The sequence below is a fragment of the Neobacillus oceani genome (assembly GCF_046237595.1).
Classification (GTDB): domain Bacteria; phylum Bacillota; class Bacilli; order Bacillales; family Cytobacillaceae; genus Bacillus_D; species Bacillus_D oceani.
This window is the reverse complement of record NZ_CP143543.1, coordinates 889,970-911,347: the sequence shown is the minus strand read 5'-3', so window position 1 is coordinate 911,347 and position 21,378 is coordinate 889,970. Positions and strand designations below refer to the sequence as shown.

The 21,378-nt window shown below is 43.6% G+C and carries 27 protein-coding genes; 9 read left to right on the top strand and 18 right to left on the bottom strand.

From position 1 onward, the window contains the following. Positions 1-83: 83 nt before the first annotated feature. The 12 genes from rpiA to V1499_RS04485 form a co-directional block, all read right to left on the bottom strand. The gene (gene rpiA / locus V1499_RS04540) at positions 84-782 is read right to left on the bottom strand and encodes a ribose-5-phosphate isomerase RpiA (protein ID WP_409274142.1); all 699 of its coding nucleotides are present in this window, start codon (positions 780-782) and stop codon (positions 84-86) included. A gap of 77 nt (positions 783-859) precedes the next feature. Continuing rightward, on the bottom strand, positions 860-1,477 hold the full coding sequence (wrbA, locus tag V1499_RS04535) for an NAD(P)H:quinone oxidoreductase (RefSeq protein WP_409274140.1): 618 nt from the start codon (positions 1,475-1,477) through the stop codon (positions 860-862). Between the two features lie 95 nt (positions 1,478-1,572). Then, complete coding sequence (locus V1499_RS04530) at positions 1,573-2,181, bottom strand: alpha/beta hydrolase (RefSeq protein WP_409274138.1); 609 nt, start codon at positions 2,179-2,181, stop codon at positions 1,573-1,575. Positions 2,182-2,294: 113 nt separating this feature from the next. Further along, on the bottom strand, positions 2,295-2,903 hold the full coding sequence (locus tag V1499_RS04525; protein WP_409274136.1) for a flavin reductase family protein: 609 nt from the start codon (positions 2,901-2,903) through the stop codon (positions 2,295-2,297). A 23-nt stretch (positions 2,904-2,926) separates the two neighbouring features. Beyond that, positions 2,927-3,865, bottom strand: coding sequence for a ring-cleaving dioxygenase (locus V1499_RS04520; protein ID WP_409274134.1), 939 nt, complete (start codon positions 3,863-3,865; stop codon positions 2,927-2,929). Between the two features lie 353 nt (positions 3,866-4,218). Continuing rightward, positions 4,219-4,905 carry a zinc metallopeptidase gene (locus tag V1499_RS04515; protein ID WP_409274132.1) on the bottom strand — a complete coding sequence of 229 codons (687 nt, stop codon included), beginning with the start codon at positions 4,903-4,905 and terminating at the stop codon, positions 4,219-4,221. 117 nt (positions 4,906-5,022) lie between these two features. Then, positions 5,023-6,126 (bottom strand): AI-2E family transporter, encoded by a 1,104-nt coding sequence (locus tag V1499_RS04510; protein WP_409274130.1) that lies wholly within the window; start codon positions 6,124-6,126, stop codon positions 5,023-5,025. Positions 6,127-6,320: 194 nt separating this feature from the next. Continuing rightward, positions 6,321-6,743, bottom strand: a complete 423-nt coding sequence (gene arsC / locus V1499_RS04505) for an arsenate reductase (thioredoxin) (RefSeq protein WP_409274128.1) — start codon at positions 6,741-6,743, stop codon at positions 6,321-6,323. A 29-nt stretch (positions 6,744-6,772) separates the two neighbouring features. Beyond that, the gene (locus tag V1499_RS04500) at positions 6,773-8,071 is read right to left on the bottom strand and encodes an arsenic transporter (protein ID WP_409274127.1); all 1,299 of its coding nucleotides are present in this window, start codon (positions 8,069-8,071) and stop codon (positions 6,773-6,775) included. 15 nt (positions 8,072-8,086) lie between these two features. Continuing rightward, the gene (locus tag V1499_RS04495; RefSeq protein WP_409274125.1) at positions 8,087-8,434 is read right to left on the bottom strand and encodes an ArsR/SmtB family transcription factor; all 348 of its coding nucleotides are present in this window, start codon (positions 8,432-8,434) and stop codon (positions 8,087-8,089) included. A 70-nt stretch (positions 8,435-8,504) separates the two neighbouring features. Next, positions 8,505-8,714 carry a hypothetical protein gene (locus V1499_RS04490; RefSeq protein WP_409274123.1) on the bottom strand — a complete coding sequence of 70 codons (210 nt, stop codon included), beginning with the start codon at positions 8,712-8,714 and terminating at the stop codon, positions 8,505-8,507. Beyond that, positions 8,701-9,213: an arsinothricin resistance N-acetyltransferase ArsN1 family A gene (locus V1499_RS04485; protein WP_409274121.1), complete on the bottom strand. Its 513-nt coding sequence runs from the start codon at positions 9,211-9,213 to the stop codon at positions 8,701-8,703. Before V1499_RS04485 ends, V1499_RS04490 begins: the two co-directional genes overlap by 14 nt. Positions 9,214-9,325: 112 nt before the next feature. Here V1499_RS04485 and V1499_RS04480 point away from each other — a divergent pair, with 112 nt between their 5' ends. From V1499_RS04480 to V1499_RS04455, 6 genes are all read left to right on the top strand, one after another. Beyond that, positions 9,326-9,652: an ArsR/SmtB family transcription factor gene (locus V1499_RS04480; protein WP_409274119.1), complete on the top strand. Its 327-nt coding sequence runs from the start codon at positions 9,326-9,328 to the stop codon at positions 9,650-9,652. Between the two features lie 74 nt (positions 9,653-9,726). After that, positions 9,727-9,864, top strand: coding sequence for a hypothetical protein (locus V1499_RS04475; protein ID WP_409274118.1), 138 nt, complete (start codon positions 9,727-9,729; stop codon positions 9,862-9,864). A 55-nt stretch (positions 9,865-9,919) separates the two neighbouring features. Next, on the top strand, positions 9,920-10,780 hold the full coding sequence (locus V1499_RS04470; protein ID WP_409276225.1) for a permease: 861 nt from the start codon (positions 9,920-9,922) through the stop codon (positions 10,778-10,780). 252 nt (positions 10,781-11,032) lie between these two features. Beyond that, positions 11,033-11,182, top strand: a complete 150-nt coding sequence (locus V1499_RS04465) for a hypothetical protein (protein WP_409274116.1) — start codon at positions 11,033-11,035, stop codon at positions 11,180-11,182. A gap of 323 nt (positions 11,183-11,505) precedes the next feature. After that, complete coding sequence (locus tag V1499_RS04460; RefSeq protein ID WP_409274114.1) at positions 11,506-12,555, top strand: flavin-containing monooxygenase; 1,050 nt, start codon at positions 11,506-11,508, stop codon at positions 12,553-12,555. 516 nt (positions 12,556-13,071) lie between these two features. Then, complete coding sequence (locus tag V1499_RS04455; protein ID WP_409276224.1) at positions 13,072-13,185, top strand: IS3 family transposase; 114 nt, start codon at positions 13,072-13,074, stop codon at positions 13,183-13,185. Positions 13,186-13,293: 108 nt separating this feature from the next. Here V1499_RS04455 and V1499_RS04450 read toward each other — a convergent pair whose 3' ends face one another. Together V1499_RS04450 and V1499_RS04445 are read right to left on the bottom strand one after the other, a co-directional pair. Next, entirely contained in the window at positions 13,294-14,706 is a 1,413-nt protein-coding gene (locus V1499_RS04450; RefSeq protein ID WP_409274112.1) for a SpoVR family protein, read from the bottom strand. 520 nt (positions 14,707-15,226) lie between these two features. Continuing rightward, positions 15,227-15,541, bottom strand: a complete 315-nt coding sequence (locus tag V1499_RS04445; RefSeq protein ID WP_409274111.1) for a DUF3889 domain-containing protein — start codon at positions 15,539-15,541, stop codon at positions 15,227-15,229. Between the two features lie 190 nt (positions 15,542-15,731). On the opposite strand from V1499_RS04445, the gene V1499_RS04440 reads away from it, so the two are divergent. Further along, entirely contained in the window at positions 15,732-15,986 is a 255-nt protein-coding gene (locus V1499_RS04440; protein WP_409274109.1) for a YhdB family protein, read from the top strand. Positions 15,987-16,071: 85 nt separating this feature from the next. On the opposite strand, the gene V1499_RS04435 is transcribed toward V1499_RS04440, so the two are convergent. From V1499_RS04435 to V1499_RS04425, 3 genes are all read right to left on the bottom strand, one after another. Continuing rightward, complete coding sequence (locus V1499_RS04435) at positions 16,072-16,716, bottom strand: response regulator (protein WP_409274108.1); 645 nt, start codon at positions 16,714-16,716, stop codon at positions 16,072-16,074. A 16-nt stretch (positions 16,717-16,732) separates the two neighbouring features. Beyond that, a complete protein-coding gene (locus V1499_RS04430) occupies positions 16,733-17,851 on the bottom strand; it encodes a GAF domain-containing sensor histidine kinase (RefSeq protein WP_409274106.1) in 1,119 nt (372 codons plus the stop codon). A gap of 177 nt (positions 17,852-18,028) precedes the next feature. After that, a complete protein-coding gene (locus V1499_RS04425) occupies positions 18,029-19,753 on the bottom strand; it encodes a phospho-sugar mutase (protein WP_409274105.1) in 1,725 nt (574 codons plus the stop codon). Positions 19,754-19,935: 182 nt separating this feature from the next. On the opposite strand from V1499_RS04425, the gene V1499_RS04420 reads away from it, so the two are divergent. Together V1499_RS04420 and V1499_RS04415 are read left to right on the top strand one after the other, a co-directional pair. Then, positions 19,936-20,373: a disulfide oxidoreductase gene (locus tag V1499_RS04420; RefSeq protein WP_409276223.1), complete on the top strand. Its 438-nt coding sequence runs from the start codon at positions 19,936-19,938 to the stop codon at positions 20,371-20,373. Continuing rightward, a complete protein-coding gene (locus V1499_RS04415) occupies positions 20,373-20,852 on the top strand; it encodes a thioredoxin family protein (protein ID WP_409274103.1) in 480 nt (159 codons plus the stop codon). Before V1499_RS04420 ends, V1499_RS04415 begins: the two co-directional genes overlap by 1 nt. A gap of 48 nt (positions 20,853-20,900) precedes the next feature. On the opposite strand, the gene V1499_RS04410 is transcribed toward V1499_RS04415, so the two are convergent. After that, a complete protein-coding gene (locus V1499_RS04410) occupies positions 20,901-21,296 on the bottom strand; it encodes a YhcU family protein (RefSeq protein WP_409274101.1) in 396 nt (131 codons plus the stop codon). Positions 21,297-21,378: the final 82 nt, after the last annotated feature.

Sequence of the window (21,378 nt, the reverse complement as noted above, 5' to 3'; positions counted from 1 at the left end):
TATAATCCTAAGCATGGGAAAGAAATGCAAAAACCAACACCAATCCGATAAATAGTAAGAGCCAACACTGGATGTTGGCTATTTCATTTATGAATAGTGTTTGTTACTCGTTTCTCCCGCTCCATGATTATTACTTCCTTGTTTTTATCCATGGTTATGACCATGTCAGCCATCCCTATAAAAAGGCCATTATCCACTACGCCTGGAATCATATTCAAGTCGTGCTCCATTTCATGTGGGGCCAATATTTTAGGGCATGCACAATCGAGGATATAGTTCCCGTTATCTGTAATAAAAGGGGTCCCATCAACCATTCTTATTTTAGGATTGATCCCAAGCTTTTGTATATGCCTTTTGGTCGCTTCCACCCCAAAAGGGACGATTTCGACTGGTAATGGGAAAGAGCCAAGCCAGTCAACCAATTTACTGGAGTCTGCTACAATGATTAATTTCTTTGCGGCTTTGGCTACTATTTTTTCACGTAATAATGCACCACCGCCGCCTTTAATTAAATCTAAGCTGCTGCTGACTTCATCAGCCCCATCAATAGCAATATCAATTTCATCTATCTCATTGAATGATGTTAGAGGGATATTTAATTCGGTTGCTATTTTTGCCGTTTGGCTTGATGTTGGAATTCCTTTAATGGAATAACCCTGTTGAACAAGTTTTCCAAGCAATTGTAGGGTGTAATAAACTGTGGAGCCCGTTCCTAATCCAACTACGATATCTTCCTTTAAAAATTCTACTGCTTTTTCTCCAACAGCTTTTTTTTCATTCAAACGCTCCACCTCCTATGTATAAGTAAATTCCAAAGGAAAAGAGCTAATCAAATCATTTGATTAGCTCCCATACTCCATTATTGATTTCCTTTTTTAACCCACTCAGCGACTTGGACAGTACGTTTTGCTTGGTGCTTAACTGCCGGTTCTGCCTGGGCAGCATCTTTCATTTTCCCATCTTCACCGACTGTGACACTTGTCCCGTACGGATTTCCTCCTGCGCCAAATAATACAGGATCCGTGTAACCTGGTGGCGCGATAATTGCTCCCCAGTGCATCATTGACGTATAGAGGGAAAGAATTGTCGCTTCCTGGCCTCCATGAGGATTCTGGGCAGAAGTCATGGCACTGACAACTTTGTTAACTGTTTTTCCAGTTGCCCATAATCCCCCCTGAGTATCAAGGAACTGCTTCATTTGGGAAGGCATATTCCCAAATCTTGTAGGAACGCTGAAGATGATCGCATCGGCCCATTCAAGATCTTCAGAGGTGACAACGGGAACATCCTTTGTTGCTTCTGTCGTCCGTTTCCACACTTCATTTCCCTGTACGACGGATTCTGGAGCCAATTCCTGTACTTTAAATACCTTTACCTCTGCACCTGCTTCTCTTGCGCCTTCCTCGGCCCACTTAGCAAGTTGGAAGTTCGTGCCACCCATACTGTAAAAAATGACTGCTAGTTTGACATTTGACATTTTTTCTTCCTCCTTACTTTTGGATCTTCCGAATAATCTGGATAAAAATCCCATACTCATATCACCCTTTAGTATATTACCCTAATTATTTCTTTTCATTCCAAAACTTTTCGAAACCATTCGGCAGCCGCCTCGACTTCTGATAAAGTCAGTTGATGCCCACGATTTTCCCAATGAATCTCAACCTCTGCACCCGCCTTTTCTAATAAAGATTGGAGTTCAGCCGATTCGGTTGGTGAACAGATTGGATCGTTTGTTCCCGCGGCGATAAACACGGATTTCCCTGACAAATCTGGAAGTTCCAAGCCCCGCAGCGGTACCATTGGATGATGCAGGATTGCCCCCTTCAGTGCATTTTGGTAATGGAATAATAAACTTGCAGCTATATTGGCTCCATTCGAGTAACCTATGGCAACAATGTTGTCACGGTCAAATCCATAGTTTTTGGCCGCCTCATCAAGAAATTCATTTAATTCCCGGGTTCGGAAAACAAGATCCTCTTCATCGAAGACACCTTCCGCCAATCTCCTGAAGAAGCGCGGCATTCCGTTTTCCAGTACATTGCCGCGGACACTCAAAACAGAAGCCTCATCATCAATTCTTCCCGCAAGCGGAAGAAGGTCCAATTCATTTCCTCCTGTGCCATGAAGCAAAAGCAAAGTCGGTCTTGTTAAATCTTTTCCCTTGTTAAATATATGTTTCATTTTTTCTCCCTCCAAAACATGAACGTGCACAAGATGCATCATTTTCTTTCATTTCTTTCCTTCATAGAAAGGCCGAACTTGGCTAGTTCCAAGCCTGAGCTTGTTGAGGAAACCTATTCAGGCCGCTCAATTGAAAAGATTTCACCTATTTTTGCGTAATTTGTACCAGCCAACCTGCTGACAGCAGCCAAGCCCTTGGGATCTATTCGCCCATTTTCATAAATGTCAGGTTCAATATGGAATTGAACCACTCTCCCTATGATCATATCGCATCCGATTGAATCTTCATTACCCAGCTCCAAGCTCTGTTCCAATCTACATTCCATCCTAATCTTGGCTTCCTTAACCCCAGGAACTGAAACTTTCACACTATCAACCGGGGTTAAGTTTGCATCCTTGATTTCACTTTGGTCAGGAGGAAGGCTTGCCGCTGTTTTATTTATTTTTTCAACATTTTGCTCATCAACTATATGGACAACAAATTCCTTGGAATCGATGATGTTCCTTGCAGTATCCTTTTGCCTTCCGTCTCTCCTTTGAATCGAAAGGGAGATCATCGGAGGATTAGAAGATACAATGTTAAAGTAACTAAAAGGTGCACCGTTCAAAACGGCGTCTTTTGATAATGTGGTAACGAAAGCAATCGGCCTGGGTATGATACTCCCAATTAGGAACTTGTAATTTTCTCTTTCGGTATTTTTGGACGGATCTATAGAAAGCAATCGTATCATCCTTTTTCCTTTAATCAGTCTAGGTTCCTGACTTCAAACGGCAGCAGCTTCCGCTCAATTCGCTCCCTTAACTGTTCATAACGCGAAGGAAGCATCAATTTTGCGCCCAATGTCTCTTGTGATTCATCATGGGCAAATCCGGGAGGGTCCGTCGCAATTTCAAACAGGATTTCGCCATGTTCCCTGAAATAGATGGCATTAAAATAATTCCTGTCCTGTACAGGCGTTACGCCGTACCCGTTAGAAGCAACGTATTTTTGCCAGTCCAATTGGTCGGCATCATCGATAGCCCTCCAAGCAATATGGTGGACTGTTCCTACGCCCATTTGGCCTCGCCCAGTCGGAATAGCTTTCAAATCAATGACATTTCCGATGTCCGCCGAAGAACGGAACCGAAGGAAGTCACCTTCACTACCAACGAATTCAAGCCCCATAACTCTTTCCAGCAAGTCTGCAGTTTTATCAGGCTTGGCGGAAAATAAAGTTGCCCCTCCAAACCCTTTGATGGCCACTTCCGGAGTAACCTCTCCAAAAGTCCAATCGTTTAGTTCTCCTTGTTCCCTCTCGACAATCTCGAGGCGTAAGCCATGGGTGTCCTCGAATTGCAGATACTTCTCACCAAATCGCTCTGTCTTCGTAAATGGAATTTGAAACTTTTCAAGTCTCTTTTCCCAAAATTCTATAGCTCCTGATGGGACCACATATGAAGTTACCCCAACCTGACCATCACCGATTCTTCCTTTATATGATCCTGCCCACGGGAAGAAGGTGATAATCGTTCCTGGCTGCCCGCCGTTATTACCGAAATATAGGTGATACGTACCAGGATCATCAAAATTGACGGTTTGCTTCACCAGTCGTAGTCCGAGCACTCCTGCATAGAAATCAACGTTTTCCTGAGGATGGCCTACAATAGCTGTTATATGATGGATTCCCATTGTTTTTTTGCCCATTTTTTTCACTCCTTGTTCGATATGTCTATTTTGTTCTGAATTGTTATAAAAAACTCTTCCCTCGTAATTTTTAATTAAACAATCTTGGACTTAAGACTATTTTTTTAAAAGAAAGAGAGGAGAGAGTATTTCCTATGGCAGTTTTAACTGCTAAAGAATGCAATCTACAGAGATGCCTTTAAGTTAAATATCTTTAATTCGAGATAATAGTATCATCAGATTTTTCTCATGTCAACCAAAGGGACTGAATGGAACTCTCTTAAGGCGGCTTTCGTAAGTAAAAAGGAATCTTTCTGTTAATTAAAAATGTAAAGGGAACCTTCTGCTTTTTAAGGTTCCCTTTACTGATTGCATTAATTCTCTTCGTTGCTGTTCGTAAACAACCATAGATATTCGGCAAGTTGCAAGACAGAAACGAGCGTCGCAGCCACATACGTTAAAGCTGCGGTATTCAACACCTTACCTGCCGATCTTTCTTCATTGTTTTTTATAAAGCCCAACTTAATCATGAAATCCTTTGCCCGTTTGCTAGCGTTAAATTCAACGGGGAGAGTAATTACCTGAAAAGCAACAGCCGCACTAAACGCAATAATTCCTAACAGCAATAGCCCCGATAGTTTAAAAAAGAACCCACCCAGCAACAAAAAAGGGGCTATTCCCGATGAAAAATTCACGACCGGAAATAATTTGTGCCTAGCGACAAGCATCGGGTAGTGAACTTTATCCTGAATCGCATGTCCAATTTCATGGCAAGCGACAGACTGGGATGCTACAGAATTCCCAAAATAAACAGGTTCCGACAATCGAACCACCTTCGATATCGGATCATAATGGTCAGTTAACGTACCTTGCACACATTCTATCCGTATATGATGCAGGCCATTTTCGTCAAGCATCTGCCTTGCCGCCTCAGCCCCGGTCAATCCAGATGACGCGGGAACATTCACATATTTTTTAAAAGTCCCTTTCACCCTGAATTGCGCCCAAAGGCTCAACCCAAAGGCCATTAGAATGAGTATTGTCCATGGTGTAAAAAACAAAGTACATCTCTCCTTTAATCATTTGAAACAGGTATATATACGGAGAAAGGCCGAATAGGTTTCATAAAATATTCTTTAAAAATAATAAAAAGTAAAAAAAGAACCTGAGCCAATGGCTTAGGTTCCTACCTTTGTGAAATCCTCTCTTTTTCTTGCTTTTAAAAATCTTACCAGGTTCAGGATGATCGTTTTTGTAACGGCATAAGTCGGAACTGCGAGTACCATTCCCAACACTCCAGCCAGATTACCCGCGGCCAATAATATAATGATGATCGTAGCCGGGTGTGTATCCAATGTTTTTCCCAAAATCATTGGGGAGAGGAGATTGCCTTCAATTTGCTGTGCGATCAGGATTACAACAATCACCAGCAACGCTTTTGTCGGGGAATCAAAAAATGCAACAAGGACAGCAGGTGCTCCCCCAATAATCGGCCCCACATACGGGATCATATTTGTAACGGCCACGATTAATGCCATAATTAATGCGTAGCGCAAATCGATGATCAAATAGCCGATGAATGCCAATGTTCCGACCGACAAGGCCACAATGACCTGTCCCTGGATATAGGCGGATAGTGTTTCACCGGTTTCCCGCAGAATTTTTAATCCTTCGTCACGATAATCAATCGGAATGAACTTTGATACAGCTATTGGGAAATTTCGGCCATCCTTAAACATGTAAAACAACAGAAACGGGACGGTTACCAATATAATCACGATATTCGTGACAATTCCAAAAAAGCCTTTAAGGCCGCTTGTCAGCCTGTTCGGCAGCGTATTGGCAAACTCAATCAGACGCTGCTTGCCTGTCTCAATCATTTCCTGCTGCTCTTTCTTAAAGCTTTCAAACTCGGACGATTGGATAACATCATAAATATAATCGCTGGTTTTGGTGGCAAGGACGGGAAGATCATTCGCCAGCTCAGTAGCCTGCTTAGAAACAGCCGGAACCAAATTACTGATCACCAAAACGAGCAGGCCGGTAAACACCGCATAGATGATCAATATGGATGCTGTCCTCGGAAGCTTCTTGCGTTCCAGGAAATTAACTACTGGATTCAAAAGAAAATAAAGAAAGCCGGTAATTAATATAGGAAAGAACACAGTTGAAAAAAAGATTCCAATAGGTTTGAAAATAAACGAAATCTTTGTAGCAACGAAAATAATGGTCATGATAAGTAAAATTTGAATCAGCCAATATTGCAATTTAGATTTAGACAAAGTATGTACCTCTTACAATCATCATTTTCCTAAAAGTATACCAAACTCCCGTGCATGTGCTCAAGATTAACGTCTACAAGCTAAATAAATTCCTGGGCAAGCATTAAAGCAATTCAGGACAGTGTAACAAGTTAAGAACATTCCTGTCGGGAAGCACATTGCCGAGTCCGGGTTTCATCTGTTCCCTCTACTGTTTACTTGCCACTATCGGCGAATGTCTTGATTCTGTTCCCAATTTCATCGCGGACACGCTGGAAGAACGTCCATTTCTCTTCTTCTGCTCCCTCTGCTTTTGCGGGGTCATCAAATCCCCAGTGTTCTCTTTTCACATTCGGAGGGGTTAGCGGGCAATGGTCCGCCGCATGGCCGCATAAGGTGACGACTAAATCAGCATTGTTCAGGATTTGTGGGTCAATCACATCAGAAGTCTGGCTTGAGATGTCGATTCCTGCTTCCTTCATTGCTTTAACTGCGTTTGGGTTAAGCCCATGTGCTTCAAGGCCAGCACTTTTGACTTCCCATTCATCGCTGTTCAAATATTTCTTTGCCCATCCCTCAGCCATCTGGCTGCGGCAGGAGTTTCCTGTACACAAGAAGTAGATTGTTTTTTTAGCCATGTCGAATCGCTCCTTTTATTAGTAAATTCTTATGAGATAATTAACAACCATATATATAGTCCTACCAGTGTAATGAATAGGGTAGGAATGGTTAATACGATTCCCGTTTTAAAGTACGTTCCCCATGATATTTTGACTCCTTTTAGGGACAAGACGTGTAGCCACAACAATGTTGCGAGTGAACCAATTGGGGTGATTTTCGGACCCAAATCCGAGCCAATTACATTCGCATAAATCAAAGCCTCTCTTGCCACACCTGACGTATTCGTTTCAGCAATGGCGAGTGCATCAATCATGACCGTAGGCATGTTGTTCATAATCGAAGAGAGGATGGCTGCAATGAAGCCCATGCTGACTGTTGCGGCGAATAAACCATGATCCGCTGTCCATTGAATCATGTCCGCCAAAACGCTTGTCAATCCCGCGTTCCTCAACCCATAAACAACAACATACATACCAATTGAGAAAAAGACTATATTCCAGGGTGCACCTTTTATAACGTTCCTAGTGTCCACCGCTGGGCTTTTCCTGCCCATGAACAAGAAGAAAAACGCGACGATTCCTGCAACAATCGAAACAGGGATATTCAGCATCTCACTGATAAAATATCCGGCAAGCAGGACCACAAGAACAACCCATGACAGACGGAACATTTTTTCGTCCTTGATTGCTTCGGCTGGTCTCTTCAGATGTCCCAAATCGTACTTCTTGGGAATGCTCTTCCTGAAATAAAGGTAAAGAACCAGGATACTCGCGAACAATGAAAAGAAATTCGGGACAATCATCCTTGAAGCAAATTCATTGAAACCAATACCAAAAAAATCGGCTGAAACGATGTTCACCAGGTTACTGACCACAAGGGGTAATGACGTTGTATCAGCTATAAAGCCACTCGCGATAATGAACGGGAAAACCATTTTCTCTTCAAACTTCAAGTTCCTAACCATCGCGAGAACGATTGGTGTGAGTATTAGAGCTGCTCCGTCATTTGCAAACAACGCTGCAACAAGGGCACCAAGTATCCCAATGTAGACAAACATTTTGATGCCGTTCCCTTTTGCTGTTCTAGCCATATGCAACGCCGCCCATTCAAAGAAACCAATCTCATCCAGAATTAAGGATATGATGATGATCGCAATGAACGAGAAAGTTGCATTCCAAACGATTTGGGTAACATCGATAACATCCGCAAAATCAACCACTCCTACGAGTAGAGCAAGAATGGCACCACCGCATGCAGACCATCCAATGGATAGATTTCTGGGCTGCCAGATGACCAAGATTAGGGTAACCAAAAAGATCAAAATAGCAAGTACTGATAAGACCAAGACCAAACCTCCAAATTAACAGCCGCAACGCATTGTTGGGTTGCTTTTTAGTATCTGTTCCATTTTTTCCGTTTGTTCCGGAACAAACGGAAGTATGTTTTCCACAAGAGGATACCAATCACTATTTTTGTTAATGGAATAATAAATCCATTGTCCCTTTCGCTCCTCTTTTACAAGGCCCGCATCCTTCAACTTCCTGAGATGCTGGCTGATGGATGGCTGGCTCATGTCGAAAACCTCAAGCAGTTCACATACGCATAGTTCCCGCATGGTGAGTAGAGCCATGATTGTCAGCCTCGTCTTGTCTCCAAGTAGTTTTAGGACAAGAGATGCTTGTTCAACTTCGATCTTAGTATGTTGCATAAGTGCACTCCTCCTTCCCATGGATTAGGATATAACTATTTACTTATATGTTCAACAAAAAAATGTCGATTTACACAGTTTTAACATTTTTCATTTCGAGATAAGCCTCGATGAAATGATTGTATGAGGAATCGCCCAATGACGTCGCTTCATTATTGAACAAGCGGGCGAAAGCTATATCCCGGGCATGATCCAGGGATGCACCCTGGGTGACCATGATTAAATGAAAGTAAGCTTTAAAATACTCGGTACTTAGATTCCCACCATTATTGATCACCATTCTCTTTCACCCCCAAAAGTTTTTCCATTGCCATGACATCAACACGCTTACCGTCAAGTTCGCCCTGTTCCCTGAAAACCCCGACTTCCCGGTACCCCATATTCCTATATAGTTTTTGGCCGGCTTGATTAAATGGAAAGGTGAACAGGACGATTTTATGAAAACCATTCTCTAACGCCACTTTATCGATTTCTTCTAATAGGCGTTTTCCAATCCCTTTTCCCCGTAAATCCCTTCTGATGTAGACGGAAAGGTCTGCAACAGAACGATACGCACTGCGGTGGGAGTAAGGATTTAATGAAGCCCATCCAACTATTCCACATTCATCTTTTGCGACAAGGACAGCATAACGCCTATCTCTTGTCAGATACCACTTGCTCATATATTCCAAATCTTTCTCATCTGTTTCCAGGGTCGCAATGCGGTCACGAATTCCCTCGTTATAAATATCCAGGATACCTTTGACATCCTCAAACTTAGCTTTTTTAATGTGATACATACACATTTCTCCTCTTCATCAAAAAAAATTGATTTTATTAGTTGCATTTTTACCAGGGTTAGGAATATAATACAGTATATCAAAAGAATTTGATTTAAAGGAGGCAATCTTCTTGGAAAAAATTATCCCGCTCACTGACTTGTCTCTTGCGAGCACCTTTTCGGATTACGAAAGCAAGTTCAAAGCTCTGGCTGATCAAAAGCGGCTCCACATCATGAACCTATTGTGCCAGCAGGAAAAAATCAGTGTCATGGAACTGACCGAAAAAATCGGGATGCCACAATCAAAGCTTTCGTATCATCTGAAGGTACTTCTGGACGCAGGGTTCATTTTGAAGGAAGAGCAAGGCACCTATTCGTACTACACCATCAACGAGAAGGAAATCAACCACATCCTCTCACCGGAGCTGTGCTGCCTGTTCAGACCTACTTGTTGTTAGGTCTTCGGGCAGATTCAATATCAATTTTTTTTGATAAAAACATCAAACTTATTTGATTAAAGGAGGAACGGCACATGATGCCAATGTATGATTTTCTAATGATAACTGAACAAAAACAAAGAGAATGGAGCAAAACGCGAGGGATGCCTGGAAATACTCACTACCAAAGGAAAACAGAAATTTTTGGAGCTTTATTAATAAGAAAACACTGACACCAGCTTGCGAATGCAGCTGCATGTGTGAGGCATAAAGGAGGAAATGACCATGATGGAATTCATTAAAAGCTTTTTTGGAATCGCAGCCGAACTGACCGTTTTATTTATCGTCATCAGCTTTGCCATAAGCCTTTTGCAGGGGTACATCCCGTATGAAAAGATTGAAAAGAAATTGACAGGCAGCAACAAATTAATCGCGGCCCTCATTGCCATCGCTTTTGCTTTTATCACACCGTTCTGTTCCTGCTCGACCATACCGGTTGTCGTGAACATGTTAAAAAATAAAATTCCCTTCTCCATCACGATGGTATTCCTTTTCTCTTCACCAGTACTGGATCCTACCATCCTGACAATAATGGGTGTCGTCATGGGCTGGAAGGTAGCCGTTCTCTATACCATCATCACATCAATATTCTCAATCATCATCGGCTTTACACTCGATAAGCTAGGATTTGAACGTCACGTAAAGAAGGTCGTGATGACAGGGTATGATCAATCCAGCCAGAAATTCAACTGGCGGCATGCCGTAAACGAGACCCTTTCCTTAATGAAAAGTGTATACCCATACCTTTTGATTGGGGCATTGATTGGTGCGGCGATCCACGGACTTGTGCCGACGCACTTTATCGCGGAATGGTTCGGACGCGACAACTGGTGGCTGATCCCGATTGCCGCAATCGTCGGCATTCCTTTGTATATCCGTTTATCCAGCATGATTCCGATATCGCAAATTTTGATTGCAAAAGGGATGGCACTTGGCCCAGTCATGGCGTTAATGATTTCTTCAGCCGGAGCGAGCCTTCCTGAAGTGGTTCTATTGAAGTCCATCTTCCGGAAGCAGCTTGTGATGGCCTTTATCCTCTCGGTTATCTCGATGAGTACGGTATCGGGCTTCATTTTCTATCTGATTTAGCCACGCCATATTAATCGATAAAAATTGTTTATAAGGGGGAGGGTTTATGGATGTGGCTTTCCGTAAAAATGGAATACCAGCTTTGGCTCTCAGCCAAAAGTCGCTAAACCATTATGTAAGTATTCATACCCTAGTGACACTTTTTCGGCGTTAAACTTTGACGCACTTGAAGTTTGGGTGGCTGGGGCTCTCTGTGAGCTTAGTTAATGAGCTTGCCCAAAATAAGGCTTACTTGAAAGGAGGTGAAGAACAATGATGGACTTCATCAAAAAAATCACCGGACAGAAATCAGAATCAGACTGCTGCGGCGTTGAAATCAAGGAGGTTGTGGATACAGAGGCCAAGAACGATTCATGCTGTGGATCTTCAAGCGAAGAAAAGAAGGATTCCTGCTGCGGCTGATATAAGATAACGTGCACCTGTTCTTAAGGAATAGGTGCACGTTTAGATGATGAATAGTACGATGCTTTTTTATGTTTCAAAAAGTGCGTAAATTTCCAATGGTTTTACTCACGTGAATGTAATCGCATCGACATGTGTGCCTTAAAAAGCAAGGGAGACCTGTATCAATTTTTATTCCACAAACAAAAAAAGATCAGGGAATTATTGCAAGATCTAATAAATTTTTGATTGCCTGCTGCTAAATGGACGTGTAGGAAACCCTATAGGTTCATTATTTTTAATAAGACATATCGTTAAATAACGATATGAAAGGAGAAGAAGGTATGGAAAATACACTCGATTGTATTGTAATCGGAGGAGGGCAAGCAGGATTAGCATCAGCCTATTACCTGAAAAAGTGGGGACTACAGTATTTGATTCTTGAGGCAACTGAACAAGCTGCAGGCTCTTGGCCAAAACATTATGATAGTTTGACTTTATTTTCTCCAGCAAGATATTCATCACTCCCAGGTTTGCGATTTCCGGGTGACCCAAACCACTATCCTACAAAAGATGAGGTTATTTCCTATTTTAACGAATACACCAAATATCATAAATTCAACGTTCATACGGGGGAAAAGGTGACGGAAGTAAGAAAGAATGGGAAAGAGTTTGTGATTGTCACCGCTAAAGGAAACATATTTTATTCAAGAGCTGTGATATCTGCTACGGGTGCTTTTTCAAAACCTAATGTGCCTGTAATTGAAGGAAGTGAACGATTTAATGGGAAGATGATTCACTCCAGTCAATACAGAAATATAAATGACTATAAAAATCAAAGAGTTGTGGTCGTCGGAGGAGGAAACTCTGCGATTCAAATCGCTTATGAATTAGCTCAGATTTCAAACGTGTCCATTGCTACACGAAAGCCAATTTCTTTTATACCCCAACGATTTTTGGGCAAAGACATTCATTTTTGGTTGAAAATAACTGGTGTTGATACTCTACCTTACGGTAAGAAGTTCTCTTTGAATACGTCAGTTATGGATATGGGGGTCTATAAAGAAGCGATTTTAAATAAAAAGCCAGATCGTAAGCCGATGTTCACGAACTATACAGGAGAAGGTGTAATGTGGAGTGATGGCAAAGAGGAAAAAATAGATTCAGTGATTTATGCTACTGGTTACAAGCCAAATGTAAATTATTTAACCACCCTAAATGACGCGATAGATCAATTAGGTAATCCACTACAAAATAAAGGGATTAGTACCACAATGGATGGCGTATACTACGTGGGTCTTTCAGGACAACGATCTTTTTCTTCAGCAACCATTAGGGGAGTTGGAGCCGATGCAAAATACGTTATTAAGCGATTAAAAAAATCAATCCTATAAGGAAGGGAGAAAGGGGCACCAGAACAAGGTGATCTTGGCGGGTCAATCTCAGTGTGTCTACAATTTGTAAAGGGTTCGGATTCACATGAAAAAGTACGGTATTGTCTGCCCAATCCGAAAAGTGAATCAATACAGGAGAATGATGAAGGCAACCCAGGAACACCGGACCGCTCCAAACCACTTAAAGCGTCAATTTAAACATGGAATACCCGGTAAGGTGCATCTTACTGATATTACTTATTTAAATTACACTAATAGCCAAAGGGCTTAATTTGAGTAATCAAGGACGGCTCAACAGGTCAGATCCTGGCTCACCATCAATCTAATTGTATTACAATGTAGTAAGCCACTGATACTTTAAGCAAGTTGAAAAAGTGCCGCCATTATCAGAAAGCCAAAGACGCACTGATACACTCTGACCAAGGCACCCATTACACCATCCAGACTTCCAAAACTCGTTAATAATATGGGGTTACACCAGCCCATGTCCGGAGGCGAAACCGGTACAACGCACCGATAGAGTCATTCTTTGGTCACCTCAAGGACGAGGTAAACTTAGCGTCATGCAGGCCACGCGAGGAACTTGGAAGTGAAATAGACAATTATATTACTTACTATAATTTTCATTGATACCAATGGAATCATCTAAAGAAGATGACCCCTGTTCAATACAGAGATCATCTTCTGAGGGTTAATTAAGCCTTTTTAAAAATTTCCCTTACATACACTTTAAACCCTTTATAAATACTTCCGATGTACGCCCTTGCCGTCATACGTGAACAGCATGTTTCTCTCCTCAATCACCGATTCAATATGGACCGTCCTGCCCCAAAGCTGATGAATGTAAGGAAGAACCTTTTCCAGATACTTAATATCAAGTTCTATTCCTTCGTACCAGTGCTTCAAGTAAAGCTCGCCATTTTTCATATAATCCCCGTCATTCACCGTAATGTACGGGAACCCGCCGTTCACTCGCATACTGACAAGCCTGTCGCGGACATGCTCCCATTCCTTGTCGACAATCTTGTACTCCTTCCCCTGCTTTTGGAACAAATACATGTCTTCCCGCATGACGAGATCCTTGGTCAGGTAATTCCTCAGGAAAGAAATATCCGAATCCATTTCCCTGACCTCGAACATTTTCTCCCGACCTGAACCCGGCTTGACTCCTCGCCGCTTCATCTCATCGGTCGGGTTGTTGTATCTTTCTTCAATATCCTCAAATATCTTGATGCCTAGGTAGTAAGGATTAATTCCCGTTTTTGACGGCTGGACGACCCCCGCATTCAGCTTGGCGAATTCGATTGCCTCCGAACTAGTCAGATCCATCTCACGGATTATACGCTGGTGCCAATAGGAAGCCCAGCCTTCGTTCATGATTTTCGTCTCGAGCTGAGGCCAGAAATAAAGCATTTCCTCCCTCATCATCGTCAGGATGTCGCGCTGCCACGGTTCCAGTTCCCTGCTGTAGGTTTCAATGAATAACAAAAGGTCTTTTTCCGGCCTTGGAGGAAACTTCTTGGTCTTCCTTTTGTCCTTCTGTTTTTTGGACTGCATCTCATCCATCTTCCAAAGATCATCATACGGGCTTGGCGGGCGGTCCGGGCTCTCTTCCTCCTCATCGCCTATGGACCAGGTAAGCTTCGGGCGCATCAGGGATGGATCGATGTGCTCATCGATTGCTAGGACTGCATCCAGGAATGTTTCGACTTCCTTTTTTCCGTACGTAATTTCATAATTTCGGACCCGCTCCGCAGTCGCAGCCATACTTTCGACCATATCCCGCTTTGTGTTTTGGAAACGGATGTTGTTTTTGAAAAAGTCGCAGTGGGCCAGGACATGGGCGACAATCAATTTATTCTGGATCAGGCTGTTGCTGTCGAGAAGAAAGGCGTAACAGGGGTTTGAATTGATGACCAGTTCATAAATTTTGCTGAGGCCAAGGTCATATTGAAGCTTCATCTTATAAAACTGCTTGCCAAAGCTCCAGTGCGAAAACCGGGTCGGCATACCGTAAGCGCCAAACGTATAAATAATGTCTGCAGGGCAAATTTCGTACCGCATCGGGTAAAAATCGAGGCCGAAGCCGCTCGCGATTTCCGTAATCTCGCCAATCGCGCGCTCTAGCTCCTTCCTGTCCTCACTGTTCATATAGCTATTCCCCCTCTTTTCCTCTTACAACAATGTATGAACATAATGGGGGGATAGTTGTATTCTTTTTGAAAAAACCCTAGAAAAAAGTTCGAAAGCTGATGAGTTTCGCACTTTGGGCATGCGTTAGCTGGCTAGGCCCTTTTCCTTGTTGACCTTTAACCCGCGCATTTGCCTTAGTTGGATCGGCTGATCATTCCATTTGGGCACTAGGTTATCGTTTAACGACCAAAGGACCCACCGGCCACTGCTGTTCGGGCTTTGAATGGAGAAAATGACCGCGAAGACTCGTTCGAAAATGCGTTCCATTTTCTTGTGCGGTGCTGTCTCAGAAGAATGTTTATCAAACTGGCAGCGATGACTGGCCAGACACCAATGAGACTCCTCCGAAAACGCCCACGACTGCGAAACGCCTTGGGACAGGCTAAAGAATGCCTGTCCCAAGATGATTAATCCATTGCGCTTTCCTTAATGAAACGCAAATCAATCCATTGGTTTTGCTGAAGCGCACAACTTAATTTTATCTTTCAGGCTCAACCTTCAGCGAGAGGAGTTTTTTCGCAGTTAAACTATGCGTTATGGTTACCCTGACATAAAAAGTTTTTCCCTTCTCTTCCACTTTGAATCGGAAGGTATCCGCCACATCCCATTCTTTCACTTTTGTTCGGCCAAGGTACTCATAGTCCCTAATTGGGTCGCCGGGAAAGTCGGCATTGATAACCGCCATCGCGATTCTTCCATACTTTTCATAATCAGGGGGTTGAGCCTCAATTTGATGTGGCTGTATCGCCATAAATGCCAGGACGGCTATAAGTGCAGCAACAAGTTTTTTCATGTCCCACAGTCCTTTCATGCTTTCTCATCGTATAGTGTGGCTCGGCTTAAAAATTCCTATGCATCATGGCTTGTTTGTAAACCTGGCAGTTGTTACAAAGCCTTAAAAACAGGCATCTCCAACATTTTCAGCGATACTTTCCCCTTGAACTCCATACACTAATTTCAACTCCTAACAAGGAGGAGAAAAAATGAATAAACTGGATTATGACAGGGCGCTTTATTATGTACACCGCTCGCAATGGGACAATCTCCTGATTCTCATGGTTCGGACACGGGACCATTTTCTGTCAAAAAAAATCGAGCATTTTCTCCATGCTTACCATTTCGAGCATGATTACTCGGTTCTTGAGAAAAAGCTCTATTCGCTGCTGCGCTATCTCGACCATGCGGCAGAATTACCCGAAAACGCTCCACAACAGTTGCCGGCATACAGCTTAACCTGACCAATTCAGGCGAATTCCACCATTATGTAAAAAGCACAGCCAACACGGCTGTGCTCTTTTCATAAAGAAATTTCCCAAGAGCCTTTCACTCGTCTACAAGCCCGTTTTTTACAGCATACAAGGCGGCCTGGGTCCTGTCCGCAAGTTCAAGCTTGGCAAGAATGCTTGACACATGGGTTTTCACTGTTTTTTCGGTAATATACAGGGAGGTGGAAATTTCCTTATTGCTCTTCCCGCTGGCGATTTCCTTTAACACTTCCACTTCCCTCTTTGTCAGTTCCTCAAGCTGTTTCCGGGCATCCCTTTTGCTTCCTGAAAATTGTGACAGCAAATGGGAGGTCGCTTTCGGATGAAGCTGATTCTCGCCAGAGCAAAGCCTGCGGATGGAAGCGGCGAGTTCATCCGGTTCAATATCCTTCAGTTGATAACCTGTGGCACCCGCTTCAATGGCCGGAATCACATAGTTTTGATCCGAAAAGCTGGTCAGGATCATAATTTTCATTTCCGGCTGGTCTTTCTTTATTGTTGCCGTCGCGCTGATTCCATCCATTACTGGCATATCAAGGTCCATCAAGACGATATCCGGTTTCAGTTCAGCCGCCATGGCTACAGCCTCCTGGCCATTTTTTGCCTCCCCTATTATCTCGAAATCCTCCTGCGTTTTTAAAAAGAAAGCAAGCCCCCTGCGAACGACATTGTGATCATCGGCGATTAAAATTCGAATTCCCATCCTTTTTCCCCTCTTTTCATACCGGAATTTTGGCCGACAGCTTTGTACCCCGGCCTTCCGCGCTTTCGATAAGGAAATGCCCGCCAAGCCTTTCAGCCCGTTCCTTCATGCCTTTCAGTCCAAGCGATGGCAGCTCATTTCCTTCGACATAATGGAAGCCGCATCCAGGGTCGCTGATTTCAAGCGACAACCAATTACGTTCAACCGCTAATTTTATTGTCATTTTTGTTTGTCCGGAATGCTTTTTGCAATTGGCCATCGATTCCTGGCCAATTCTCCAAATTCCTTCCTCAATTTTCCCCGGCAGATTCAGCACCCCTTTTACCTGGATGTCCAAATCGAGGCCAAGCATTTGTGCGTATCCACGGAGCGCGCTGACAATGCCGTTTTCAAGTCCGTGGGGGCGCAATTGCCAAATCAGCGCCCTCATTTCATTTAAAGCTTCCTGGGCGAGTTCCTGTATATAAGCGAAAGTCTCTTTCACCTCGGCGGAATCGGCCATTGAAGCCCCACCTTTTGCTGTCAAGCTGACTGAAAACAGCAATTGGTTCACGGAGTCATGCAAATCCCTCGCCAGCCTGTTCCGTTCAGCCGTAAGGGCAAGTTCCTGTTCCCTTTGGGCAAGCTTGATTCGCTTTAATGATGTCCCAATTTGAAGGGCAACCGATTCCAGGAGCGCCAATTCTTCTTTGTCAAAATGGGTTTTGTGCGGGGAGCCGACATTCAATATCCCGAATTTTTCATCACCAGCCCGCAATGGAACCGTTGCATGATGCGTCAGCTCCGCGGTGTCGCCAAGATTGTTCAGGATGGCATCTTCAAGCCTTTTGCATTCCATGATGTTTGTTGCCTTCGCGAGCCTGCCATTTCTGTACTTCTCGATACACCAGCATTCCCCGGCGCACATGGGAGCATAATTCGAGCGGGACAGCGCCTCGGGGAGATTCTTCCTTGCTGCTAGCCTGTAGGATCCATCCTCATCAATTAAAAAAATCCAGCCTGTTTTAAGGTTTGTAACACTAAGCAATTTTTCCAAAACATCCGATAGAATTTCATCCGTCTCGGTTCCTTTATTAAGCAGCTCGGCAATTTCCTTTAAGATGCCAAGCTCCAGCAACCTTGACTCCGCCTCCATTCGATTTCCCCCAACCATCGTTTTCTTTCATTATACATTTTTCAGAAACGTTTGCCTTAGCCAATTGAATGGGAATGGCTACGACTAAAGTCCAAGTATTTTTTTAATAAGGAGCGATTGAATCTTATGACGATATGCTAAAAACCCGGCAAGCCATTCAGGCCGCCGGGTAATCTCTTATAGCTTTGTATTGACCAGTTCCATAAACTCATCTTCAATCTGCTTTAGTTTTTTCCTGCTCGCTTCAAGGCTCGTGTCATTAACCCCGAAGTAAAATTTGATTTTCGGTTCGGTCCCCGATGGCCTTAGGCAAACCCAGGAGCCGTCCTCAAAGAAATATTTAAGGACATTTGATTTTGGCAAATTGATTTTTTCCATGCCTGCTCCTGAAATCCTGACACTTTCAAGGTAGTCCTCCGAAGATACGACAGACATGCCAGTAAGAGTTGTGGGTGGATTAGAACGGAACCCTGCCATTATTTTCGCGATTAATTCTGCTCCATCCTTTCCTTTCATCGTCATTGACTGGAGCCCTTCCTGGAAGTAACCATACTTCTCAAACACATTCATAAGGCCGTCATAAAGGCTCAATCCTTTTTTCTTGTAATGCGCGCACACCTCCGCCGACATGAGGGCGGCCTGGACAGCATCCTTGTCCCGCGCGAAATCTCCAATCAGATAGCCATAGCTTTCCTCATAACCAAATAGGAAAACTTTGTCCCCTGCCCGTTCAAATTCATTGATTTTCTCGGCGATAAATTTGAATCCTGTCAGGACATCGATTGTCTCCAATCCGTAGGCCTCCGCAATTTTCCTGCCAATTTCAGACGTTACGATCGTTTTCAGTACGACCCCATTTTCCGGAAGGGTCCCTTTTGATTTCTTCTGTTCCAGAATATAATCTAGAAGCACGGCCCCAGTCTGGTTTCCGGTCAGAACTTCGTATTCGCCATCATGGTTCTTTACCGCGATGCCGAGCCTATCCGCATCCGGGTCTGTAGCGATCAGGATATCCGCATCCACCGCTTTTGCGTCGCGGATGGCAAGTTCGAATGCGGCATGTTCTTCTGGATTCGGGCTTTTCACGGTAGAAAAATTGGGATCCGGAAGTTCCTGCTCCCGGACGATGTGGACATTTTTATAACCGAGCGATTCAAAAGCCGCTCTCACAGGCTTATTCGCCGTCCCGTGAAGCGGAGTAAAGACAATCTCGATTGGCGATTCCTGGGCAATCCCCGGGTTTTCTGAAATCGTTGCAAGTTTATTAATATACGCGCTGTCTATTTCACTCCCTATTGTCTCAATAAGGCCTGCGCCGCGCAGTTCTTCCTCACTCTTTACTTCAATTAGGAGTTCATTGTCAACTTGATTTACTTTGGCTATCACTTCGTCCGCGGGAGCAGGTGGCAGCTGGCCGCCATCTTCCCCATATACTTTATAGCCATTGTACTCCGGCGGATTGTGGCTTGCTGTTATTACAATGCCTGCGGCAGCGTTCAAATACCGTACTGCAAAGGAAAGCTCTGGCGTTGGGCGCAGCTCATCGAAAACATAGGCTTTGATTCCTCTAGTCGCCAGCGTCCTTGCCGCCTCCATCGCGAACTCCGGTGACTTGTGTCGGGAGTCAAACGCGATGGCCACACCCCGCTTTTTCGCGTCCTCACCTTTTCCTTCTATGTAAGAAGCAAGGCCATTGGATGCCTTACGGATGGTATAGACGTTCATTCGGTTAGTTCCGGCGCCGATTTCCCCACGCATTCCACCGGTACCAAATTCCAGGTTTTTATAAAAAGAATCCTCAAGCAGCTTGGCATTTTCTTTCATCGTTTCCATTTCAGCCTTTAATTCTGAATCCAGCTCTGTGAATTCCATCCATTTTGTTGCTTTTTGTTTCCAGTCCATTGCAATTCCTCCACTTCTCAAAAAGCTAATTTCTATTTGCCAGTAGCGAAAAGGCCGCTTTTTTCCTATATAATCTCTATTCTAATTGGTTGCCCTTGGATTTTCCACAATCGTCATTTTTCGACCGAAACAGAGATTGTACAAAATTAAATTTTTCCCTTAAGATATTGAAAAAGAGGTGAATAATAGTGAACAAGGACAGCCGGGAGAACATTTTATTTTTTGCATGGGCCGTATCCATTTTGGCGATGTTCGGGAGCCTTTACTTCTCGGAAATCCGTAGGTATGAACCATGCGTACTCTGCTGGTACCAGCGCATCCTCATGTATCCGCTGGCACTTCAGCTTGGCATCGCCACTGTGCAAAAAGATTACCGATTTGCGGTATACAGTGCCTGGATGTCTGCAATTGGAATAATGGTTTCCGCCTATCATTACTCCCTGCAGAAGCTGCCTTTTATGGCAGAAGCAGCCCCGGCGTGCGGCAGGGTTCCATGCACCGGCCAATACATTAACTGGCTTGGCTTCATCACGATCCCATTTCTCGCCCTAATGGCGTTTACTCTAATCTTTATTTGCAGCATGGTTATTTTGAAGAAAAACAAGGGGGAACTAGCATAATGAAGAAAATACTTATATTTCTTGGAGTCATTGTTTTGCTTTTTATCGGCATGGCCTATTTAACAAACAAACAGAATGAGGATAAAGTTAGCGGGAATAATCCGTATGGGGACAAGAATCTTCATCCAGAAACAATTGCCCAGTTGGACGACCCTAATTACCAAAATATCGTCACACTTGATAATCTTGAAAAAAAACTCGCCGATCGTGAAGATTTGACCGTTTACTTTTATAGCCCGACTTGTTCGTACTGTAAACAGGCAACCCCAATTCTGATGCCGCTTGCCAAGGATATGGATATCGACATTCTGCAACTCAACGTACTTGAATATGAGTCAGCCTGGGCTGATTTTAAAATTGAGGGAACCCCAACTTTGATTCGTTTTGAAGATGGCATTGAGACTTCACGAATTGTCGGGGGACGGGATAAAGCGGAGTTTCAGGAGTGGCTTGAGGAATATGCTTTAGCAAAGTCGTAGAATGACAAAAACGCCTGCAGCCGGCAGGCGTTTTTGCTGTGAAACGAATCAAACAAGAAGCTGATTGGCGGCGGGCGCAAACACACTTAAAAAGGAATCGCCGCGTTTTTGCACTGGCAGAAAAGAATCATACCCGAATGGAAAAAGCAGGCCATAGTAACGAAGATTATCGGCATTTTTCAAAAAAAGCGCCCGGTGCTGGTCACTGGTTTTAGGAGATTCCAGGATGGATATAAGCGTTTGCAAACTTGCCATGACATAAAATGCATCCCGTAACGTTCCATATGCATCCTGGCTGCTCTTAGTATGTAGCACTCCAAGCCTTTGAAATTCTTTAATTTCCCCATCGGAAAAATACCTTGGCAAAATGCCTGAATAAAAATACTTGATTAAATCATCGATTTCATCTTCCTGGCCAGGGGTCGAGGCAAAAACGATTTTCACGGAATAACCACCTTCGTTACATTTGTAATACTGCCGTAATATATCTTTAGAATAGCACATTTTGAACTGTAAATTGGATGGT

Bases quoted from the DNA above. Each gene is read 5' to 3' on its own strand.
- wrbA (WP_409274140.1), bottom strand. From the start codon at position 1,477: ATGTCAAATGTCAAACTAGCAGTCATTTTTTACAGTATGGGTGGCACG.
- V1499_RS04530 (WP_409274138.1), bottom strand. From the start codon at position 2,181: ATGAAACATATATTTAACAAGGGAAAAGATTTAACAAGACCGACTTTG.
- V1499_RS04520 (WP_409274134.1), bottom strand. From the start codon at position 3,865: ATGGGCAAAAAAACAATGGGAATCCATCATATAACAGCTATTGTAGGC.
- arsC (WP_409274128.1), bottom strand. From the start codon at position 6,743: ATGGCTAAAAAAACAATCTACTTCTTGTGTACAGGAAACTCCTGCCGC.
- V1499_RS04495 (WP_409274125.1), bottom strand. From the start codon at position 8,434: ATGCAACATACTAAGATCGAAGTTGAACAAGCATCTCTTGTCCTAAAA.
- V1499_RS04490 (WP_409274123.1), bottom strand. From the start codon at position 8,714: ATGGTGATCAATAATGGTGGGAATCTAAGTACCGAGTATTTTAAAGCT.
- V1499_RS04485 (WP_409274121.1), bottom strand. From the start codon at position 9,213: ATGTATCACATTAAAAAAGCTAAGTTTGAGGATGTCAAAGGTATCCTG.
- V1499_RS04475 (WP_409274118.1), top strand. From the start codon at position 9,727: ATGATGCCAATGTATGATTTTCTAATGATAACTGAACAAAAACAAAGA.
- V1499_RS04470 (WP_409276225.1), top strand. From the start codon at position 9,920: ATGGAATTCATTAAAAGCTTTTTTGGAATCGCAGCCGAACTGACCGTT.
- V1499_RS04465 (WP_409274116.1), top strand. From the start codon at position 11,033: ATGATGGACTTCATCAAAAAAATCACCGGACAGAAATCAGAATCAGAC.
- V1499_RS04460 (WP_409274114.1), top strand. From the start codon at position 11,506: ATGGAAAATACACTCGATTGTATTGTAATCGGAGGAGGGCAAGCAGGA.
- V1499_RS04450 (WP_409274112.1), bottom strand. From the start codon at position 14,706: ATGAACAGTGAGGACAGGAAGGAGCTAGAGCGCGCGATTGGCGAGATT.
- V1499_RS04445 (WP_409274111.1), bottom strand. From the start codon at position 15,541: ATGAAAAAACTTGTTGCTGCACTTATAGCCGTCCTGGCATTTATGGCG.
- V1499_RS04440 (WP_409274109.1), top strand. From the start codon at position 15,732: ATGAATAAACTGGATTATGACAGGGCGCTTTATTATGTACACCGCTCG.
- V1499_RS04435 (WP_409274108.1), bottom strand. From the start codon at position 16,716: ATGGGAATTCGAATTTTAATCGCCGATGATCACAATGTCGTTCGCAGG.
- V1499_RS04430 (WP_409274106.1), bottom strand. From the start codon at position 17,851: ATGGAGGCGGAGTCAAGGTTGCTGGAGCTTGGCATCTTAAAGGAAATT.
- V1499_RS04425 (WP_409274105.1), bottom strand. From the start codon at position 19,753: ATGGACTGGAAACAAAAAGCAACAAAATGGATGGAATTCACAGAGCTG.
- V1499_RS04415 (WP_409274103.1), top strand. From the start codon at position 20,373: ATGAAGAAAATACTTATATTTCTTGGAGTCATTGTTTTGCTTTTTATC.